The organism is Klebsiella sp. HMSC16C06 (genome assembly GCF_001808325.1).
GTDB classification, from domain to species: domain Bacteria; phylum Pseudomonadota; class Gammaproteobacteria; order Enterobacterales; family Enterobacteriaceae; genus Klebsiella; species Klebsiella variicola.
Genome location: NZ_KV792984.1, coordinates 405,735 through 422,981 on the forward strand (window position 1 = coordinate 405,735; position 17,247 = coordinate 422,981).

Below are 17,247 nucleotides of genomic sequence, written 5' to 3' on the forward strand. Positions count from 1 at the left end.
CGTCAGGGACGACGGGACTCACTCGACAATCCGCGTCTCCCCGCCGCGATTCTCCAGGGCATAGCGCTGACAAGGCGCCCCGGCGGCAATCAGCTCCGCCAGCTCTGCCGAGTGGCTGGTCAGCCAGATCTGGCTGTAGCGCGAGGCCTCGATAATCAGCCGGGCCAGCGCGGGCAACATGTCGCGATGCAGGCTGTTCTCCGGTTCATTGATCGCCAGAAAGGCCGGCGGGCGCGGGCTGAGCAGCGCAACGGCGAGGCACAAAAAGCGCAGCGTACCGTCAGACATCTCCGCCGCCAGCAGCGGGCGGCGGATCCCCTCGCGACGCATTTTCAGGGCGAAACGTGACTGCTCGTTTTCACAGTAAAACTGGCAGCCAGGAAAGGCGTCGGCGAGGATCTCGTGCAAAATCTCTTCCGCGCCGATCTCGACAATGGTCTGAAAGGCGGCCGCCAGATTATGGCCATCGCTGTCGAGCACTGGCGAACGGTACCCCACGGCCGGCTGACGCAGCGGCGAATGGCGGCCGATAGCGAACTCATGGTAAAACCGCCAGCGGCGCAGGGTCTCCCGCACCCGCGACACCTCGGGAAAACGATGCGGTTCGCCGAGCTGACCGAACACCGACTCGTTTTCATAGATGCTCTCAGTGAACGTACTTTTCTCCCCCGTCACATCGACGAGAAACGCCGCCTGATTCTTACGCTGCAGTACGCGGGAGGAAGGCCGGCGGGAGTAGCCGGCCAGCCAGATGTTCTCTTCTTTAACGATGGGATCGAGCATGAACTGCGTCGGATAGGGCAATTTTTCCGGGAAGCCTATCTGCAGCTCATAATCGAAGCTGTCGGTCCGGCAGGCGATTTGCAGACGGCGGGGATGACGATCAACGGGCGAACGCTCCCCGGACCACATCATATTCTCCAGACCGCCCTCTTCGCTGATAAACCCCGACAGCTTGCCGTCAGCGGCGGCGGTCAGCAGGTGGATGGCGTTATAAATATTGGATTTGCCGCAGCCGTTGGGGCCGAAGACAATGTTCAGCGGCCCGAGCTCCAGCGCGATATCCCTGACCGAGCGAAAGTTTTGAATACGGATGTACTGAATCATCATAGGTCCTGCCCTGGAAATAGAAGGCTGCCACAGTAGCAGAGCGGCGCCAGGGATACCCTCTCACGCCCTCATTCGGGCAGGGTTTAACAGAACATTTTTTTCATTCCACGGGTCAGGGCGACCCGCGTCAGCTTGTCGCTATCCTGATGGGCTTCACTGAAGACGCCAAAATAATAGCGTTCATCGTCAATGGTTTGACTGACAATACGATAGCTCAGCGGTTGCCCGGATAGCGCACCGTACTGCGCAGGCGTCACCGAGACCTCGGTCGCGTCATCGGCGACGCTGACCAACAGCCCGTCGGCCTTACCTCCCACCAGCATGACCTTAATTATCGGGTGCACCAGTTCCTCCCGGGATGGCGTATATCATTGGCGAACCGCGGAGTCCGGCGGGCATTGTCGTCAACAAACGGCGCCAGCCTGAGTGCGGCATTACGTACTTTCTTATAGTTCATCGCGGCCTTGAGTCAAAAAATAGCGTGCTGAGGCTGGGCTAAATATTGATTATTCGAAATAAAAGATGACAAATGATGAAGGAAAAAAGAGGAATTGTGAATCAGCAAAACGCCGGGTTATTCTTATTTGTCGCTCCTTTGCTCGCCTTTATCGGCCCTCACTCAAGGAAGTATTGCGGTTATGCGTTATGTTCGCCTGTGTGTTATCTCCCTGTTAGCCACCCTGCCACTGGCGGTAGACGCCGGTCCACAGCCGCTTGAGCAGATTAAACAAAGCGAAAGCCAGCTGTCGGGCCGCGTGGGGATGGTGGAAATGGATCTGGCCAGCGGCCGCACGCTGGCCGCCTGGCGCGCCGATGAACGCTTTCCCATGGTGAGCACCTTTAAAGTGCTGCTGTGCGGCGCGGTGCTGGCGCGGGTGGATGCAGGGGTCGAACAACTGGATCGGCGGATCCACTACCGCCAGCAGGATCTGGTGGACTACTCCCCGGTCAGCGAAAAACACCTTACCGACGGGATGACGGTCGGCGAACTCTGCGCCGCCGCCATCACCCTGAGCGATAACAGTGCTGGCAATCTGCTGCTGGCCACCGTCGGCGGCCCCGCGGGATTAACTGCCTTTCTGCGCCAGATCGGTGACAACGTCACCCGTCTTGACCGCTGGGAAACGGCACTGAATGAGGCGCTTCCCGGCGACGCACGCGACACCACCACCCCGGCCAGCATGGCCGCCACGCTGCGCAAACTACTGACCGCGCAGCATCTGAGCGCCCGTTCGCAACAGCAACTCCTGCAGTGGATGGTGGACGATCGGGTTGCCGGCCCGCTGATCCGCGCCGTGCTGCCGCCGGGCTGGTTTATCGCCGACAAGACCGGGGCTGGCGAACGGGGTGCGCGCGGCATTGTCGCCCTGCTCGGCCCGGACGGCAAACCGGAGCGCATTGTGGTGATCTATCTGCGGGATACCCCGGCGAGCATGGCCGAGCGTAATCAACATATCGCCGGGATCGGCGCAGCGCTGATCGAGCACTGGCAACGCTAACCCGGCGGTACCGTGCGTTAGCCGGCCCGCAGCACCTCGCAGGCGTGCCGGGCGATATGACTGGCGGCGGCATCGGACAGATGCCGATCGGTAATAATAGTGGTGAACCGGGTCAAGGGTAACGCCATAAACGTGGCCACCTGATTGTATTTCGAACTGTCGCACAGCAGGATGCTTCTCGCGCTGACCTGGCTGACGGTCTCCTTGACGGTAACCTTGTTCTCATCAGGGGTGAAAATACCGCGGCTGTCCCAGCCGCTGGCGGAGATAAAGGCCGTATCGATAGCCAGGTGGCGTAACGTTCGCGCCGCCGATTCGCCCACGCAGGAGCGATTCTCCCGGCACAGCGTGCCGCCGGTGTGGATCACGCCGCACTGGCTGGCATCGATCAGCAGTTGGGTTATCTCAAAATCATTGGTCACCACCTGCAGATCATCCCGGTCGAGGATCGCCCGCGCCAGCGCCAGGGTAGTGGTCCCGGCATCGAGATAGATACAGCTGTTTTTGGCGATGTGACTCGCCGCCAGCGCGCCAATCGCCTGTTTCTCCTCGCTCTGCAGCGTGCTTTTCACCAGATGACTGGGTTCCGTGGCCAGCCTGCTGACGGCGCGCACGCCGCCTGAGACGCTGACCAGCAGCCCCTGTTCCTCCAGTTTACTGACGTCCCGACGGATGGTCATATGGGACACGCCGAGGATCTCCGTCAGCTCATTGATGCTTACCGCCCCACGCTGCTCCACCAGGGCTAAAATACGCTGATGTCGTTCTATTGGAATCACCGCTCTCCCCTTACCATTTTTTCACACCAGGCGTCACCACTCGGGCTGCGGACCTGGCGACACCCTGTGTTGTTATCGCGCTTTGCCGCTGTTTTTACGCTATTTTAGGGCAAGAATCGCCGTTGTGCAGCCTCTTTCCGCCTGTGAATTTTTTATATTCATGTAGGTTATTCGTGATAGCTCTCACATAAATTCACATGATAACGCTTTATTCTATCATTAAATCACATTAATTAACGAATATTCACAAGGAGACCATCATGGCTGCACACACTAACGTCTGCGTGATTGGACTGGGTTCAATGGGCATGGGCGCCGCCCGCGCCTGCCTGCAGGCGGGCCTGAACACCTGGGGCGTTGACATCAACCCCGACAACTGTCGCGCACTGCTGGCGGCGGGCGCCAAAGGCGCGGGCCCCAGCGCGGTGCCTTTCGCCGCTGACCTGGATGCGGTCGTCTTGCTGGTGGTCAATGCCGCCCAGGTGCGGGGGATCCTGTTCGGCGAAACCGGCCTCGCCGCCCATCTGAAGCCCGGCACCGTCGTGATGGTGTCGTCCACCATCGCCTCCGCCGATGCCCAGGCGATAGCCGTGGCGCTGGCGGAATACCAGCTATTGATGCTTGACGCGCCGGTATCGGGCGGCGCAGTGAAAGCGGCCGCTGGCGACATGACGGTGATGGCCTCCGGAAGCGATGCCGCCTTTGCCCACCTCGCGCCGGTACTGGACGCCGTGGCCGGCAAAGTCTACCGCATCGGCAGCGACATCGGCCTTGGCTCGACGGTAAAGATTATTCATCAGCTGCTGGCTGGGGTGCATATCGCTGTTGCCGCCGAAGCGATGGCGCTTGCCGCCCGCGCCGGGATCCCGCTGGAGACGATGTATGACGTGGTGACGCACGCGGCGGGTAATTCCTGGATGTTTGAGAATCGCATGCAGCACGTCCTGGATGGCGATTACTCGCCAAAATCCGCCGTCGATATTTTTGTCAAAGATCTCGGTCTGGTGAATGACACCGCCCGGGCGCTGACCTTCCCGCTGCCGCTCGCCACCACCGCGCTAAATATGTTCACCTCCGCCAGCAATGCCGGATTCGGCCGGGAAGATGACAGCGCGGTGATCAAGATTTTCAACGGCATCACCCTGCCGGGCCACAAACAGTGAGGAGAGATAACATGCAGCTTGGTGTCATTGCCGATGACTTCACCGGCGCCACGGATATCGCCAGCTTCCTCGTGCGCAACGGCATGCCGACGGTGCAACTGAATGGCGTGCCGACCCGCGATCTTCCGCTGACCAGCGAGGCGGTGGTCATCAGCCTGAAAACCCGCTCCTGCCCGGCGGAAAGCGCCGTCAGCCAGTCGCTGGCCGCGCTGCGCTGGCTGCAGGCCCAGGGCTGTCAGCAATTCTACTTCAAGTACTGTTCCACGTTCGACAGCACTGCGGAGGGCAACATTGGCCCGGTGCTGGATGCCCTGCTGGCCGAGCTGGGTGAGACGCGGACGGTGATTTCCCCGGCGCTGCCGGTGAACGGCCGCACGGTCTATCAGGGGTATCTGTTTGTCGGCGAGCAACTGCTGAATGAGTCCGGGATGCGCCACCATCCGGTGACGCCGATGGAGGATGCGCACCTGGGCCGCTTGATTGAGCGCCAGGGGCGCGGAAAAGCCGCGCTGATTGCCTGGCCGATCGTCGACCAGGGGCCGGAGGCGGTCGCCACCGCGCTGGCGACAATCAGCGATCCGGCGGTGCGCTATGTGGTGCTCGACGCCCTCAGTGAACAGGATTTGCTCACCCAGGGCGTGGCGCTGCGAGAGATGAAGCTGGTCTCCGGCGGTTCCGGTCTCGCCATCGGCCTCGCCCGCGACTGGGCACAGCGTCATGGCGCCAGGGGTGAAAGCGCTCAGGCAGGCATGCCGCTGACCGGCCCGGCGGTGGTGCTCTCGGGCTCCTGCTCGGTGATGACCAACAGCCAGGTGGCGGCCTATCGTGAACAGGCCCCCGCCCGCGCCGTCGACTTAAGCGCCTGTTTTACCGATCTGGAGAGCTACGTCAGGACGCTGACTGACTGGGTGGACGCGCAGCGCGATGCGCCGCTGGCGCCGATGATCTATGCCACCACCGAGCCGCAAACGCTGCAGCGGATCCAGGCGCAGTATGGCGACAAGGCCAGCAGCGAACGGGTGGAACAGCTGTTTGCCGCCCTTGCCGCCGCCCTGAAGGCGAAAGGATTTACCCGGTTTATTGTGGCCGGAGGGGAAACATCGAGCATTGTGGCGCAGACGCTGGGGGTCGAGGCGTTCCATATTGGGCCGACCATCTCCCCCGGCGTGCCCTGGGTGCGTGACACTCGCCAGCCGCTCTCCCTGGCGCTGAAGTCAGGTAACTTCGGCGATATCCACTTCTTTGCCCGTGCCCAGCAGGAGTTTCGTCATGACTGAGCAACAGCTGCGAGATGAAATGGTGCAGATTGGCGCCTCGTTGTTTAGCCGCGGCTATGCCACCGGCTCCGCCGGCAATCTGTCGCTGCTGCTGCCGGACGGCAATCTGCTGGCGACGCCGACCGGCTCCTGCCTCGGCGAACTGCAGGCGCAGCGGTTGTCGGTGGTGACGCTGCAAGGTGAATGGATCTCCGGCGACAAACCGTCGAAAGAGGTCACTTTTCACCGGGCGGTCTATTTGCACAACCCGGCCTGCAAGGCGATCGTCCACTTGCACAGCCACTATCTGACCGCGCTCTCCTGCCTGCAGGGGCTCGATCCGCACAACTGTATTCGTCCCTTTACCCCCTATGTGGTGATGCGTGTCGGCGACGTCCCGGTGGTTCCCTACTACCGGCCGGGCGATGACCGTATTGCCCAGGCGCTGGCCGGTCTGGCGCCCCGCTATAACGCCTTTTTACTGGCCAACCACGGTCCGGTGGTCACCGGCTCATCGCTGCGCGAAGCCACCAACAATACCGAAGAGCTGGAAGAGACCGCGCGGCTGATATTTACCCTCGGCAACCGTGAGATCCGCTACCTGACCACTGACGAAGTGGATGAACTGAGATAAAACCATGCCAAAATTTGCTGCTAATTTAACCATGCTGTTTACCGAACTGCCGTTCCTGGACCGGTTCGCCGCCGCTGCCCGCGCGGGTTTTGAAGCCGTGGAGTTTCTGTTTCCCTATGAGTATGAGGCCGGAGAAATTAAACAGCGCCTGCAGGAGAACCAGCTGCAGCTGGTGCTGTTCAATACCCCACCCGGCGACGTCAACGCCGGAGAATGGGGGCTCGCCGCGGTGCCAGGCAGAAGCGCCGAGGCCCGCCAGCAGATCCAGCTGGCGCTGGAGTATGCCTGCCAGCTGGATTGCCCGCAGGTGCATATCATGGCCGGCGTGGTACAGCCGGGGATGGATCGCGCAGCCTGCGAGGCCGTGCTTATCGATAATCTGCGCTACGCGGCGGAGTGCTTTGCCCGCCACGACAAGCGGATACTCATCGAAGCGCTGAATCCCCAGACCAAACCGGGCTATCTCTACCACAGCCAATATCAAACGCTGGAGATGGTGAAACGGGTCGACAGGCCGAACGTCGCGGTGCAGTTAGATCTGTTTCACGCGCAGAAGGTGGACGGCAATTTAAGCCATCTCATTACCGAATATGCCGGCCAGTATCGCCATATTCAGATTGCCTCCCTGCCCGACCGTCATGAACCGGATGAGGGCGAAATAAACTATCCGTGGCTCTATGCGCTACTGGATAAAACCGGTTATGACGGCTGGATCGGCTGCGAATATATCCCCCGAGCAGACACGCTTTCCGGGCTGGGGTGGTTCTCGCCCTACCGGAAAAAATAAACACCGTTTTCTAAAAAAATAACTCTCTGTACACCTGTTAATACCCGAGGCAAACCTATGTCGACATCGGCGCTGTTACTTATTGCGTTAGCCAGCGTAGTGCTGTTGCTCCTGTTGGTGATCAAAGCGAAAGCGCATCCTTTTGTGGCGCTCCTGATCGTCAGCCTGCTGGTGGCATTCGCCACCGGTATTCCGGCAGATAAAATTATTACCACCATTGAAAAAGGCATGGGCGGCCTGCTTGGTCACATCGCCAGCATTATTATTCTGGGCTCAATGCTGGGGGTGCTGATTGAAATGTCCGGCGGCGCCGAATCGCTGGCGAAAACGTTGACCGGCGTACTGGGCGCAAAACGGACCATTGCCGCCTTAACCATCGTGGCTTTTATTCTCGGCACGCCGGTCTTTTTTGAAGTCGGCTTTATCATCATCATTCCGTTAATTTACGGCTTCAGCAAAGTCGCCCACGTGTCGCCGCTGAAGTTTGGCCTGCCGATGGCCGGAGTGATGTTAACCGTGCACGTCGCGCTGCCCACCCATCCTGGCGCAGCGGCCGCGGCAGGCATTCTGCATAGCGATGTGGGCTGGCTGATGCTGGCGGGGATTGGAGTATCGATAGTCGTTGGTATCGTGGGTTATTTTGTCGCCCGGTTTATCAATCGGCGCCATTATCATCTGTCGATTAACGTGCTGGAACAGCAGCAAACAGCTGAAGTGCCGGACCTCTCCGTTAACGCGCAGCAGACCCGTCTGCCACCGCCGAATGCGCTGGTTATCGGTGGACTGATCGTGGTGCCCATTATGCTGATTGTTTCCGGGACGCTGTGTCAGGCACTGCTGCTGCCGGAAAACGCGGTTCGCCAGCTGATGACCGTCATTGGTACCCCACCGGTCGCCCTGCTGATCTCCCTGGGATTGGCCAGCTGGACGCTGGGCATCCGTCGGCGGATGAGCCTGAAAAAGCTGGGCGAAGTCACCGGCAGCGCGATCCCCTCTTCGGCGGATGTGATCCTCGTCGCCGGCGCTGGCGGCGCCTTTGGCGGCGTACTGGTCGCCTCCGGTATCGGCAATGCCTTAGCCGAGGCGCTGGAGACAATTCATCTGCCGCTGATGCCCGCCGCCTTCCTGCTCTCGCTGGTACTCCGGGCCTCGCAGGGATCGGCCACCGTGGCGATCCTCACCACCTCCGGTCTGCTGTCTCAGGCGGTCATCGGGCTGGATCCGATTCAGCTGGTGTTGGTAACGCTGGCGACTTGCTTCGGCTCGCTCGGGTTATCGCACGTCAACGATGCCGGGTTCTGGGTCGTCACGCGCTATCTCGGGCTCTCGGTGCCGGACGGGTTAAAAACCTGGACCGTATTGACGACCATCATGGGGGTGACGGGCTTTCTGATCACCTGGCTGCTGTGGTTTGTGTTGTGATATTCGTGAAAGGTGGCCACCGGGCCACCTTTATTTGTCATCTGTCAGTTAGCCGGGCGCTGGCCGCGCTGTCACCTCACCAGACAGCGTCACCGGAATAAAATAGCGTACGCGATAGCGCCTTTCCGCCGCTGGCCCACCTTCCGTATGACGCTCGAGAAAGCATTCAATGTCGACTTCCTCCCGGCGGCTTGCTCCCAGCGCTGGCAGCAACTCCATATACAGATCGCTGGATAAACGGGCGTAACGCGCCCAACTGCCATAGAATTCAACGCCAACATACAGCCCAGGCCTTGTCGTCAACGTGCTGTTCGTCGTCAGCGCGGGCAGCGCCCCTCGCTCCCGATGACAACCGACAAAAGCGTTAACCTCGACGTTAAGCTCATTGTTACTCGCCGCATAATAATCGGATAACACAGAGAGACGGCCACCGCCGGCGGTAAAAAAACGGTCAACCTTTTGTCTGACAGCCGTCTTCGACGTGCTTTGCAATACCATATCCGACAGGCGCAGCTCATACTTCATTGGAGAGCCACGATAGACCCTCTCGGGCAGTGAACAGAAACGGGCCTGAGGCAGGCTCTCACCCTCCGGGTCGAATTTCTTTAACAGCAAAGCCGTGTCCCAGTGCACGGCGCAACGGTATTCCCGTGGCGAGAGCGAGAAGCGCTTCTTAAACTCCCGGGAAAAAGTCTGCGGCGAGTCATAGCTTAACTGCCAGGCAATGGCGGCGATCGGTTGCCGTGTTAATCGCAGACTCACCGCCGCGATGGTCAACCGCCGCAGCCGGATATACTGCCCGATGGGTAACTGACCATACTGATAAAACACCTCATAGACAAACCGGCGCGAATACCCCATATACTGCGCCAGGTCATCGATAGACGGGTTACAGTAGATATTATCTTCCAGCCACGCCAGCATTTTTAAATAGAGCATCTGTTTCATAGATACCGCATACTTCCTGTAGTCTTATCCTCCTCTAATTTTAACAACAGGCGGCGGACAGCACTAAGCTTTTTATGCACGGCAAAAATAAAAAAATAATTATCAGTGAAAAACCCTAACAGACATATGCTTAACGTTTTGTTTATTAGGAACTTTCGTATGCTCATCTGCCGTTATCCCACTTTCTCCAGCGATTATTGCATTAGTGTAAAACATCCCTTAGATTATCTCGTCTAAAAATATTCGGCGCATTGCCATTATATGTTTTAATTTATCCTGATATCATTTTAATACCCAACAGGGAAGTTATATGACGAATTTTTTGTTCAATATAAAAAATCACTATCTGCGGGTTGCGATTGCCGAACTGGTTAATGAAACGATGCAGGCGTGCGAGCGATCGCATTATCAGTTTTCTCAGCAATGGAAGCCGGCGTCGATTGCACAAGCCGATGTCATATTCACGGAAATGGTGGCGGGAGAATGGTACTTATGCCATGAACTTTTACAGCACGCTACAGAGAATTATCAACTTTTTATTTTCCTGAATGATGAAGAGGTTACCGTCATCGATCACTTACCCAACTGTTTTAAGCATGCGGTATTTATACACCCGCACACCGCCGTTCATCTTCTTAAGGAGGTGATAGGTCATGCAATTCAACGCCCCTTAACGGAACAGCATGGCTCTCCCTTTAATCGTCTGCGTCGCTGCATAAATTGTCCCTGTAAGTCATTGAGCGACGCGCAAACCAAAGTCATCTACGCGTTCAGCATTGGCCTGAGTCCGCATGAAGTTGCCACTGTACTAAAAATTAGTCACAAAACGATCCATTCGCATAAAAAGAACATTATGAATAAGTTCCATTTAAAGAGTCGTCAGCAATTCAACAATCTTGTCCAGATACTCGCCAGACGTTAACCTCGTAAAATATTATTATGCTAACTCATTATCTTCTGGAACGGAAGACATAACGTCTTTTACGCCTCTCTTTAATATAGGAAATACCGCTCCACAAAGAAATAATGGGGCAAAAAATCAAACATAAAACAATAAGCAAATCACCCATGACAACCTCGAAAAATAAAAATAATTTGATTGGCGTAGATAATATTGACCTCATATTATCCATGCAAGCTCATTTCTTTTTTTCCAGAACACGTCATAGCGTGGTAGGATAATTCCTGACAGCCATTATTTAATCGCTAAGTTCAGTCTCCGCCCCCGAGTTTTAGAAGAAATGTATGGCCTGTTATTGTCTTTTAGCAACGATATTGAGAAAAAGATAGCTAAACATCCGATTCCCTGTAGAGTGGAGGGAATCACCATGTGAATCTCCCGTTCCGCGTAGCGGACATCACGGTTGGTTGAATGTCAGAAAATGCTGGCCTCCTCCTTGAGGGTATGGCCCTACCTCCCTATTTTCGCTCTGTACAGGCCATCGGGCTCTGCTACAGCGAACGGAATGACTATGCTAACCACCTTGATTTACCGCAGCCAGGTTGATCCTGCCTGGCCACTGATCGATCTTGACGCCCTTATTCATCGCGCCAGCGGGAAAAATATGCCCCTCGGGATAACCGGCATTCTGCTGTTTAATGGCCAGCAGTTCTTCCAGGTGCTGGAAGGAAATGAGGAAATCCTCGAGTCGTTATTCAGCGCAATACAATGCGACCCCCGCCATCGCGACGTGGTGGAGCTGATGCGCGACTACTCGGCCTATCGCCGTTTTCGGGACGTCGGTATGCGGATGTTGGATCTCCGCTATCATGAGAATGATGCTGCGGTAGAAGAGATCCTGCGCTTCAGCACCTTTGGTGAAACTGAGCCGATCAATGACCGCATGTTCAGACTGATTAGCGCCTTTATCGCCGACGGCGGGCGCTATTGCCTGCCCGAGTCTCTGCAGCCTTCTCGCTGGTCGATGACTCCCGCAGTGGGCAATGCCTCGCCGCGCAACCTGACGGATCAGCCCTGCCAGTTCGCCCTGCAGGCCATCGTCGAGCCGGCCAAAAGGCGGGTCTCTTCCTTTGAAGCCCTGATCCGCAGCCCAACCGGCGGCTCACCCGTGGAAATGTTTGCCGCCATTGCAGCGGAAGATCGCTACCGTTTCGACCTTGAGAGCAAAGCGTTTGCCTTCTCTCTCGCCGCCCGCCTTCCGCTCGGCAAACAGCAACTGGCGGTCAACCTGCTGCCAGGCTCGCTGTATAACCATCCTGACGCCGTAGGCTGGCTGATGGACAACCTGCTGGCGGCAGGTCTCAGGCCAGAACAGGTCTTGATCGAGGTGACTGAGACGGAGGTTATCTCCTGTTTCGACCAGTTCCGCAAAGTACTCAAAGCGCTGCGCGTGGCCGGCATGAAACTGGCCATCGACGATTTTGGCGCCGGTTACTCCGGTCTGTCGCTCCTGACCCGCTTTCAGCCTGATAAAATCAAAGTGGATGCGGAGCTGGTGCGCGATATTCATATTAGCGGCACCAAACAGGCGATTGTCGCCTCGGTCGTGCGCTGCTGTGAAGATCTCGGCATCACCGTGGTCGCCGAGGGCGTCGAAACCATTGAGGAGTGGTGCTGGCTGCAGTCGGTAGGCATTCGCCTGTTTCAGGGATTTCTCTTTTCCCGACCCTGCCTTAACGGCATCGGGGAGATCTGCTGGCCGGTAGCGCGCCAGGCAACGGACCTGTAAGGACGCGCACCCGGGCATCGTCATTGCCAGTGGGCAAGCTTTTCGCTCAGTGCCGCCAGGGCATATCGTACCGCTTTCGCCACCACGGTCTCACAGTCGCCGGCAAAGCACATCCGTTTGGTTTCAGTCTGGCCGCGAAAATTCCAGGCAAACCATACCGTGCCGGCGGGGGTACCATCTTCCCCGCCCTCCGGTCCCGCGTAGCCGCTGATGGCGATGGCGATATCGGCGTCAGCCATTGCCAGAATACCGGCCGACATCTCCTGGACGCACGCTTCGCTGACGGCGCTGTGTACCGCCAGGGTTTCCGCACGAACCTGCAGCACGTTTCGTTTGGCTTCATCGCTGAAAGTGACGACGCCGGTATCATAAAACGCCGCGGTATCCGCCTGAGCACAGAGCGCCGCCGCCAGATTGCCCCCGGTGCAGGACTCTGCCGTGGTTAGCCGCCAGCCCCGAGCAACCAGCATCTGAGCCACTTCCGCCGTTAGCGCTGAGGTCGGTTTTGCATCGTAACTCATCTCGTCTGTCATTCAGACCCCTCACAAAATATCAAAGGAATAACAGCAGCATCGCGCCAGTTAAAAGAATAGCATATCGATTTCTCTCGTCGGCAGTAGACCGATCGCGTCAGTTCGGGTGGAAAAATAAAGGCCCGCTGCGCGGGCCTTAGCGAATACTCGTCTGAACTGTCGCCGAATCAGACCTTGTGTTCAATCACCCGGCCGTGACTCTCAATGGCAATTTTGCGCGGTTTTTCGCTTTCCGGGATCTCCTGATGGATAGTCACCTTTAAGATCCCACTATCCAGCTGTGCCTGATTAATCTGGGCATGTTCAGGAAGCGAGAAACTCAGCTGGAAATCAGCGCGGCGGATGCCTTTATATATCCAGCGCTGGCTACCGTCGGTCCCGGAATCAGTTTCTGCACGTTTGCCGGTAATATGCAGATTACCGCCGACGGTCTCTATTTCCAGTTCCTCATCTTTCCAGCCGGGCACGCTGACGCTGAGCAGGAAATTACTGTCATCTATTTTCTGCAAATCATAGGCCGGCAAGGCGCCCACCGGCGTATCGCCAGTTAACTGGCTGAAAAGACGGTCAATGCGATTGAAACGATCGGCAAAAAGAGAATCAGCGAAAACAGGGAGTGCTGACAAGGTTTTGAGTGCCATAATTAACCTCCTGAATATCCATTCAAAAGCTCAACATAAAGGCAAGCATTGCTTGTCCGCTATATAAAATAATATCTGCAGTGCATTTTTCAAGAGCGAAAATAAAATTTTTTATCACTCGCCACAGGAAAAAATAACCAGGCCGGGTGGCAGAGTGGCCCCCGCCCGACGGCGGGGGCAGTGGCGCTTCTGAGTCCCATAACTGATGCTGTTTAACATTCAATAAACAGAAGCGACATGTATATATAACTTGTTCAAAAGGATGTCAACGCCCGGACCGCGCCACCATCCCCACCGTCCGTTTTGCCCTTTACGACTGCAGTGATAAGCGCGTTCCTCACCAGCGGCTCGCTCCGCCGCCCGAGGCGCGCTGACAAGCCATTACCTTGCTGGCATCAGCCGGCAAACCCTGACGGAAAAATAGTCAGCCCTGCAAGGAACCTTTCTCGCCGTCCCGTGCCTAATAACCTGCATACGCACTTTCTGAGGCACCACCATGACCGGTATTTTTATCTCCACCACCCTGTTCGCCCTCTTCGCGTCGATGTTGCTCGGCCTGGGGATGGTCTGGAAAGGCATTTCCAACAACCCCGATAACTGATTCTTTTGTACGCCGTTGCTGTTCACCCTCCGCAGCGGCGGGACAATACCTCGCTCCCTTTTTGTCAAAGACAACTCCTGGCTTCGCTCAGGCGCGATCTCATCGAGGATCCGCGCCTGCACAACGTATTTTTGAAATAGCAATTCACACAGTGAATAAATTACTTTGATTAATATATTTGAGACCAGAATTAACGCATGCAATATAAGCAATTTAAGCAGTTTGTGCCAAATTGCCGACAACTTCTATGCGACTCATATACGTAACTCACTGATTTTAAAAATCTTATATCATCCGCACAGCAATAAGTCCAATTTTGGACTTATTGCTTTTGTTTGTTATTAGAAATATCCTAAGCCCATATTCGCAAAACAAATTTGCTTCAAAGAATTTTATCAACCTTAATCCATTTCGCGTTCAACATCACTATGCCTGATTTTTTAATTAACACTGAAAATATTTATCTGAAACGGGGAATTTGCGAGCTACTGATCGAGATCGCAATCGAAGAAAATATCTGTACGCCCTTTTCCCTTCACGAATATTCATCTGACATCATTAGCCAGACTGATGTGCTTTTTACGGAAATGGAAACCGGTGAACATTACCTGTGTCACCCGTACTTCAAGAAGATACCGCAACAGACGCCTGTCTTTGTTTTTGTCCCCAGCGACAGCTGTGCCCGGGTTGACCGTTTGCCGCTTTGTCTGCGTGATGCCTGTTTTATCAGTATCAACGCCGATCTCCGCAGCATTAAAAAGCAAATTGCAAACCGTCTGACGGCATTAAGTAAACCCGTCTCTGGGGTGGCGGAAAAAGACAGCAGACGCTGCCTTAAATGCCCGCGACTAACATTGACCAAATCGCAGCTTTATATTATCGATGCGATAAAAACGGGAATGAACAATCAACAGATAGCGCAAGAGCTGGGCATCAGCCATAAGACGGTTTTTTCACACAAAATAAACATCATGAAAAAATTCCAGATTGATACTAAGCAAGAGCTGGCGCGATTCTCGGCCATCGCTCTTGCGCTATCCTCAATAGCAACCCATTAACGCCGGGTTTTGTTAAAACGCATCTTAAGCTTCCTTCTGTCTTTAACATATGACAGACCACAAAATAATGATGTTAACAATAACACCACCGCCAGGGCTAATAGCAGAAAATTACTCATACACGACCTTTTCAGAGATAAAGATGATTATCAAATAATACGGGGTATAAGTTTTCAAAAACAACTATCCCTCAGCCATTTCAGATTAAGGTAAGACCTTGTGCGATAATTCTGAAAATGAATAAAGCTGAAGAAATTATTTTTATTATTACGCGCGCATTTAGCTAATAAAAAGCACATCGCTGCACGGGGTAAACCGGGCGTGACGCGCAGCGGTTACTCCCATAATACCAGCATAAAATTGGGGGCGGATGTCTAAGAGTATCTTCGTGGGCAAGCCAGCAGGTTTTGCCGGAAAGACCCCCAAGGCGACCGCGTCATTAACCGTCGCCAGGGTTAACCTAAACGTTATGTACAGTCACTGATCTGGCTTAACCACTCGTTTAACGTCAATGAATAAAGCAGGCTTGGCGGCGCATCTTTTATATCAGCAATATCGTTAATGTACCTCATCCCGGCTTTCTCGAGAACTTTCTGCGAAGCCAGATGGTTAGCCCGGACAACCGCTGACATCTCCGCAAGTTTAAGCACCTCGAAACCATATCTCATCGCGCCAATCGCAAACTCGGTGGCCAGTCCTTTTCCCCATGCCTCAGTAGAAAACCGATATCCAAGATTGTTAATGGTGACATCGTTATAACTGCGTAGACTGACGCCACCAAAGCCAATGATGTGTTCAGGGGTATTGCGCATTGATATTGCCCAATTTCCGAATCCGTGCGTTTGCCAGTGCGCGAGCCAGCGCCGCAGGACGACTTCCGCATAGTCTATATTCGGGTACGGTCCTGCGGGGTTGAAGGTATTGGTCGCGGGATCGCCATAAATTCGGTACAGATCGTCGACATCGGAAGCCATGACCGGGCGAAGATGCAAACGATGGGTATCAATGTGCAAACTTACCTCCTGACGGGGAATATTACCGATGATGCTTCGAGGATTTCTGCCTGCCCATTGAAGCACAAATCTCCATACCGGGAAACCGGTTAGCCAGCGTTGAGAAGCATTTGAAAAATTATGCTGCCGATGATGAAAATAGGATATGTTAATTCTATGATGGATTAACGCTTTTGCTGGCTCCACGCCCAGCATTACTGAGTGAACACAGGACTGTAAATGATCGATGACATCCGCTACCTGATAGTATTTGCCAAAATTGTAGAACGAGGTTCTATCTCAGGTGGCGCCGCAGCGTTAGGCCTGACGACCGCAACAGCAAGCACACATTTATCCAGACTTGAGAAAAACCTCAATAGCGCCTTGCTGTACAGAAATACGCGGAAGATTTCTCTAACCCAGGATGGCATCAGTTTGCTGGAGACCGCCAGATCGATGCTGGAGCTGTATGAAAAGGGCGTCATTGAATTTAAACAACGCTCTATCTCTACCGTTGGCAAGCTGCACATTTCCCTCCCTGCTGTTTTTTTAAACGGTCCATTCACCCGCCATCTGGCGAATTTTATCAAAGAAAACCCGGATATTTCCCTGAGTATTTCTTATAGTGATCTGCGCGAGGACATCATCGCCGATAGCATTGATGTCGCCTTCCGTATTGGCGAACTCCCGGACAGTTCACTCAAAGCAAGACACCTATTTGTTCTACCACGACAACTGGTGGCGTCTAAGGACTTGCTCATGCAGCACCAACCCATTAAGCATCCCGTTGAGCTGGGATCCCTGCCGTGGATTGGGTTAACAATGAGAGAGAACATCCGAGAGTTCAGGCATAAAAACGGCGAACTGGCGGTCATTAAGTATGCTCCTATGGTATGCGTTGATAACATTGAAGCTGCCTATGTCCTTGCCAAACAGAACATAGGGCTTGCCGTACCTCCCCGTTTCCTCTGCGAAAATGATGTTAAACTCGGGGAGATGCATGAAGTACTTCCTGACTGGTCATTAGAGCCGCTAAAAGTTTATGCCATTTGGCCCGCCAATATATCAACCAGCAGCGCCGCCTATAAACTAATTAATTACATTTATAACGCTATGGAACAACATAAGCTTTGA

20 protein-coding genes and 1 pseudogene are annotated in these 17,247 nt (G+C 54.9%); 11 read left to right on the plus strand and 10 right to left on the minus strand.

Annotation, left to right across the window (positions count from 1 at the left end):
- Positions 1-18: 18 nt before the first annotated feature.
- Entirely contained in the window at positions 19-1,107 is a 1,089-nt protein-coding gene (locus HMPREF3142_RS04295; RefSeq protein WP_023322574.1) for an AAA family ATPase, read from the minus strand.
- Between the two features lie 86 nt (positions 1,108-1,193).
- The gene (locus tag HMPREF3142_RS04300) at positions 1,194-1,454 is read right to left on the minus strand and encodes a hypothetical protein (RefSeq protein ID WP_012968279.1); all 261 of its coding nucleotides are present in this window, start codon (positions 1,452-1,454) and stop codon (positions 1,194-1,196) included.
- Positions 1,455-1,748: 294 nt separating this feature from the next.
- Here HMPREF3142_RS04300 and HMPREF3142_RS04305 point away from each other — a divergent pair, with 294 nt between their 5' ends.
- Positions 1,749-2,609, plus strand: coding sequence for a class A beta-lactamase LEN-17 (locus HMPREF3142_RS04305; protein WP_039103359.1), 861 nt, complete (start codon positions 1,749-1,751; stop codon positions 2,607-2,609).
- A 17-nt stretch (positions 2,610-2,626) separates the two neighbouring features.
- On the opposite strand, the gene HMPREF3142_RS04310 is transcribed toward HMPREF3142_RS04305, so the two are convergent.
- Positions 2,627-3,388, minus strand: coding sequence for a DeoR/GlpR family DNA-binding transcription regulator (locus HMPREF3142_RS04310; protein WP_008804982.1), 762 nt, complete (start codon positions 3,386-3,388; stop codon positions 2,627-2,629).
- 260 nt (positions 3,389-3,648) lie between these two features.
- Between HMPREF3142_RS04310 and ltnD the strand changes: the two genes are divergently transcribed.
- The 5 genes from ltnD to HMPREF3142_RS04335 are packed head-to-tail and all read left to right on the plus strand — an operon-like array spanning position 3,649 to position 8,650.
- Positions 3,649-4,551, plus strand: a complete 903-nt coding sequence (gene ltnD / locus HMPREF3142_RS04315; RefSeq protein ID WP_070611665.1) for an L-threonate dehydrogenase — start codon at positions 3,649-3,651, stop codon at positions 4,549-4,551.
- 11 nt (positions 4,552-4,562) lie between these two features.
- Positions 4,563-5,828: a 3-oxo-tetronate kinase gene (gene otnK / locus HMPREF3142_RS04320; RefSeq protein WP_070611668.1), complete on the plus strand. Its 1,266-nt coding sequence runs from the start codon at positions 4,563-4,565 to the stop codon at positions 5,826-5,828.
- Complete coding sequence (locus tag HMPREF3142_RS04325) at positions 5,821-6,441, plus strand: 3-oxo-tetronate 4-phosphate decarboxylase (protein ID WP_012541792.1); 621 nt, start codon at positions 5,821-5,823, stop codon at positions 6,439-6,441. The genes otnK and HMPREF3142_RS04325 overlap by 8 nt, the downstream gene beginning before the upstream one ends.
- Positions 6,442-6,445: 4 nt before the next feature.
- The gene (locus HMPREF3142_RS04330) at positions 6,446-7,228 is read left to right on the plus strand and encodes an HPr family phosphocarrier protein (protein ID WP_022065599.1); all 783 of its coding nucleotides are present in this window, start codon (positions 6,446-6,448) and stop codon (positions 7,226-7,228) included.
- Positions 7,229-7,285: 57 nt separating this feature from the next.
- Positions 7,286-8,650 carry a GntP family transporter gene (locus tag HMPREF3142_RS04335; protein WP_008804987.1) on the plus strand — a complete coding sequence of 455 codons (1,365 nt, stop codon included), beginning with the start codon at positions 7,286-7,288 and terminating at the stop codon, positions 8,648-8,650.
- Between the two features lie 48 nt (positions 8,651-8,698).
- On the opposite strand, the gene HMPREF3142_RS04340 is transcribed toward HMPREF3142_RS04335, so the two are convergent.
- Positions 8,699-9,598 carry a helix-turn-helix domain-containing protein gene (locus HMPREF3142_RS04340; RefSeq protein WP_070611670.1) on the minus strand — a complete coding sequence of 300 codons (900 nt, stop codon included), beginning with the start codon at positions 9,596-9,598 and terminating at the stop codon, positions 8,699-8,701.
- A gap of 310 nt (positions 9,599-9,908) precedes the next feature.
- On the opposite strand from HMPREF3142_RS04340, the gene kbvR reads away from it, so the two are divergent.
- Entirely contained in the window at positions 9,909-10,520 is a 612-nt protein-coding gene (gene kbvR, locus HMPREF3142_RS04345) for a LuxR family transcriptional regulator KbvR (RefSeq protein WP_008804989.1), read from the plus strand.
- Positions 10,521-10,548: 28 nt separating this feature from the next.
- Here kbvR and HMPREF3142_RS27370 read toward each other — a convergent pair whose 3' ends face one another.
- Positions 10,549-10,731: a small membrane protein gene (locus tag HMPREF3142_RS27370; protein ID WP_071599416.1), complete on the minus strand. Its 183-nt coding sequence runs from the start codon at positions 10,729-10,731 to the stop codon at positions 10,549-10,551.
- A gap of 339 nt (positions 10,732-11,070) precedes the next feature.
- On the opposite strand from HMPREF3142_RS27370, the gene HMPREF3142_RS04350 reads away from it, so the two are divergent.
- Entirely contained in the window at positions 11,071-12,288 is a 1,218-nt protein-coding gene (locus HMPREF3142_RS04350) for a diguanylate phosphodiesterase (RefSeq protein ID WP_016160979.1), read from the plus strand.
- Between the two features lie 20 nt (positions 12,289-12,308).
- Here the strand turns inward: HMPREF3142_RS04350 and HMPREF3142_RS04355 are convergent, their stop codons facing one another.
- The 3 genes and pseudogenes from HMPREF3142_RS04355 to HMPREF3142_RS29255 all read right to left on the minus strand — a co-directional run.
- Positions 12,309-12,821 carry a 2-oxo-tetronate isomerase gene (locus HMPREF3142_RS04355; RefSeq protein WP_032739867.1) on the minus strand — a complete coding sequence of 171 codons (513 nt, stop codon included), beginning with the start codon at positions 12,819-12,821 and terminating at the stop codon, positions 12,309-12,311.
- 167 nt (positions 12,822-12,988) lie between these two features.
- A complete protein-coding gene (locus HMPREF3142_RS04360; protein ID WP_012968287.1) occupies positions 12,989-13,462 on the minus strand; it encodes an Hsp20 family protein in 474 nt (157 codons plus the stop codon).
- Between the two features lie 453 nt (positions 13,463-13,915).
- Positions 13,916-14,008 (minus strand): annotated as a pseudogene (locus HMPREF3142_RS29255) (hypothetical protein); the annotation flags it as partial.
- Here HMPREF3142_RS29255 and HMPREF3142_RS30110 point away from each other — a divergent pair.
- A complete protein-coding gene (locus HMPREF3142_RS30110) occupies positions 13,968-14,063 on the plus strand; it encodes a YnaM/YnfT family protein (RefSeq protein WP_272481883.1) in 96 nt (31 codons plus the stop codon). The pseudogene HMPREF3142_RS29255 and the gene HMPREF3142_RS30110 overlap by 41 nt on opposite strands.
- Before the next feature lie 428 nt (positions 14,064-14,491).
- Positions 14,492-15,121, plus strand: coding sequence for a helix-turn-helix transcriptional regulator (locus tag HMPREF3142_RS04365; protein WP_040968488.1), 630 nt, complete (start codon positions 14,492-14,494; stop codon positions 15,119-15,121).
- Here the strand turns inward: HMPREF3142_RS04365 and HMPREF3142_RS30175 are convergent.
- Complete coding sequence (locus tag HMPREF3142_RS30175; RefSeq protein WP_012541799.1) at positions 15,118-15,240, minus strand: small membrane protein; 123 nt, start codon at positions 15,238-15,240, stop codon at positions 15,118-15,120. The two genes, HMPREF3142_RS04365 and HMPREF3142_RS30175, sit on opposite strands and share 4 nt — an antisense overlap.
- Positions 15,241-15,588: 348 nt before the next feature.
- Positions 15,589-16,134, minus strand: coding sequence for a GNAT family N-acetyltransferase (locus HMPREF3142_RS04370; protein WP_023297572.1), 546 nt, complete (start codon positions 16,132-16,134; stop codon positions 15,589-15,591).
- A 219-nt stretch (positions 16,135-16,353) separates the two neighbouring features.
- Here HMPREF3142_RS04370 and HMPREF3142_RS04375 point away from each other — a divergent pair, with 219 nt between their 5' ends.
- The gene (locus HMPREF3142_RS04375) at positions 16,354-17,247 is read left to right on the plus strand and encodes a LysR family transcriptional regulator (RefSeq protein ID WP_023297571.1); all 894 of its coding nucleotides are present in this window, start codon (positions 16,354-16,356) and stop codon (positions 17,245-17,247) included.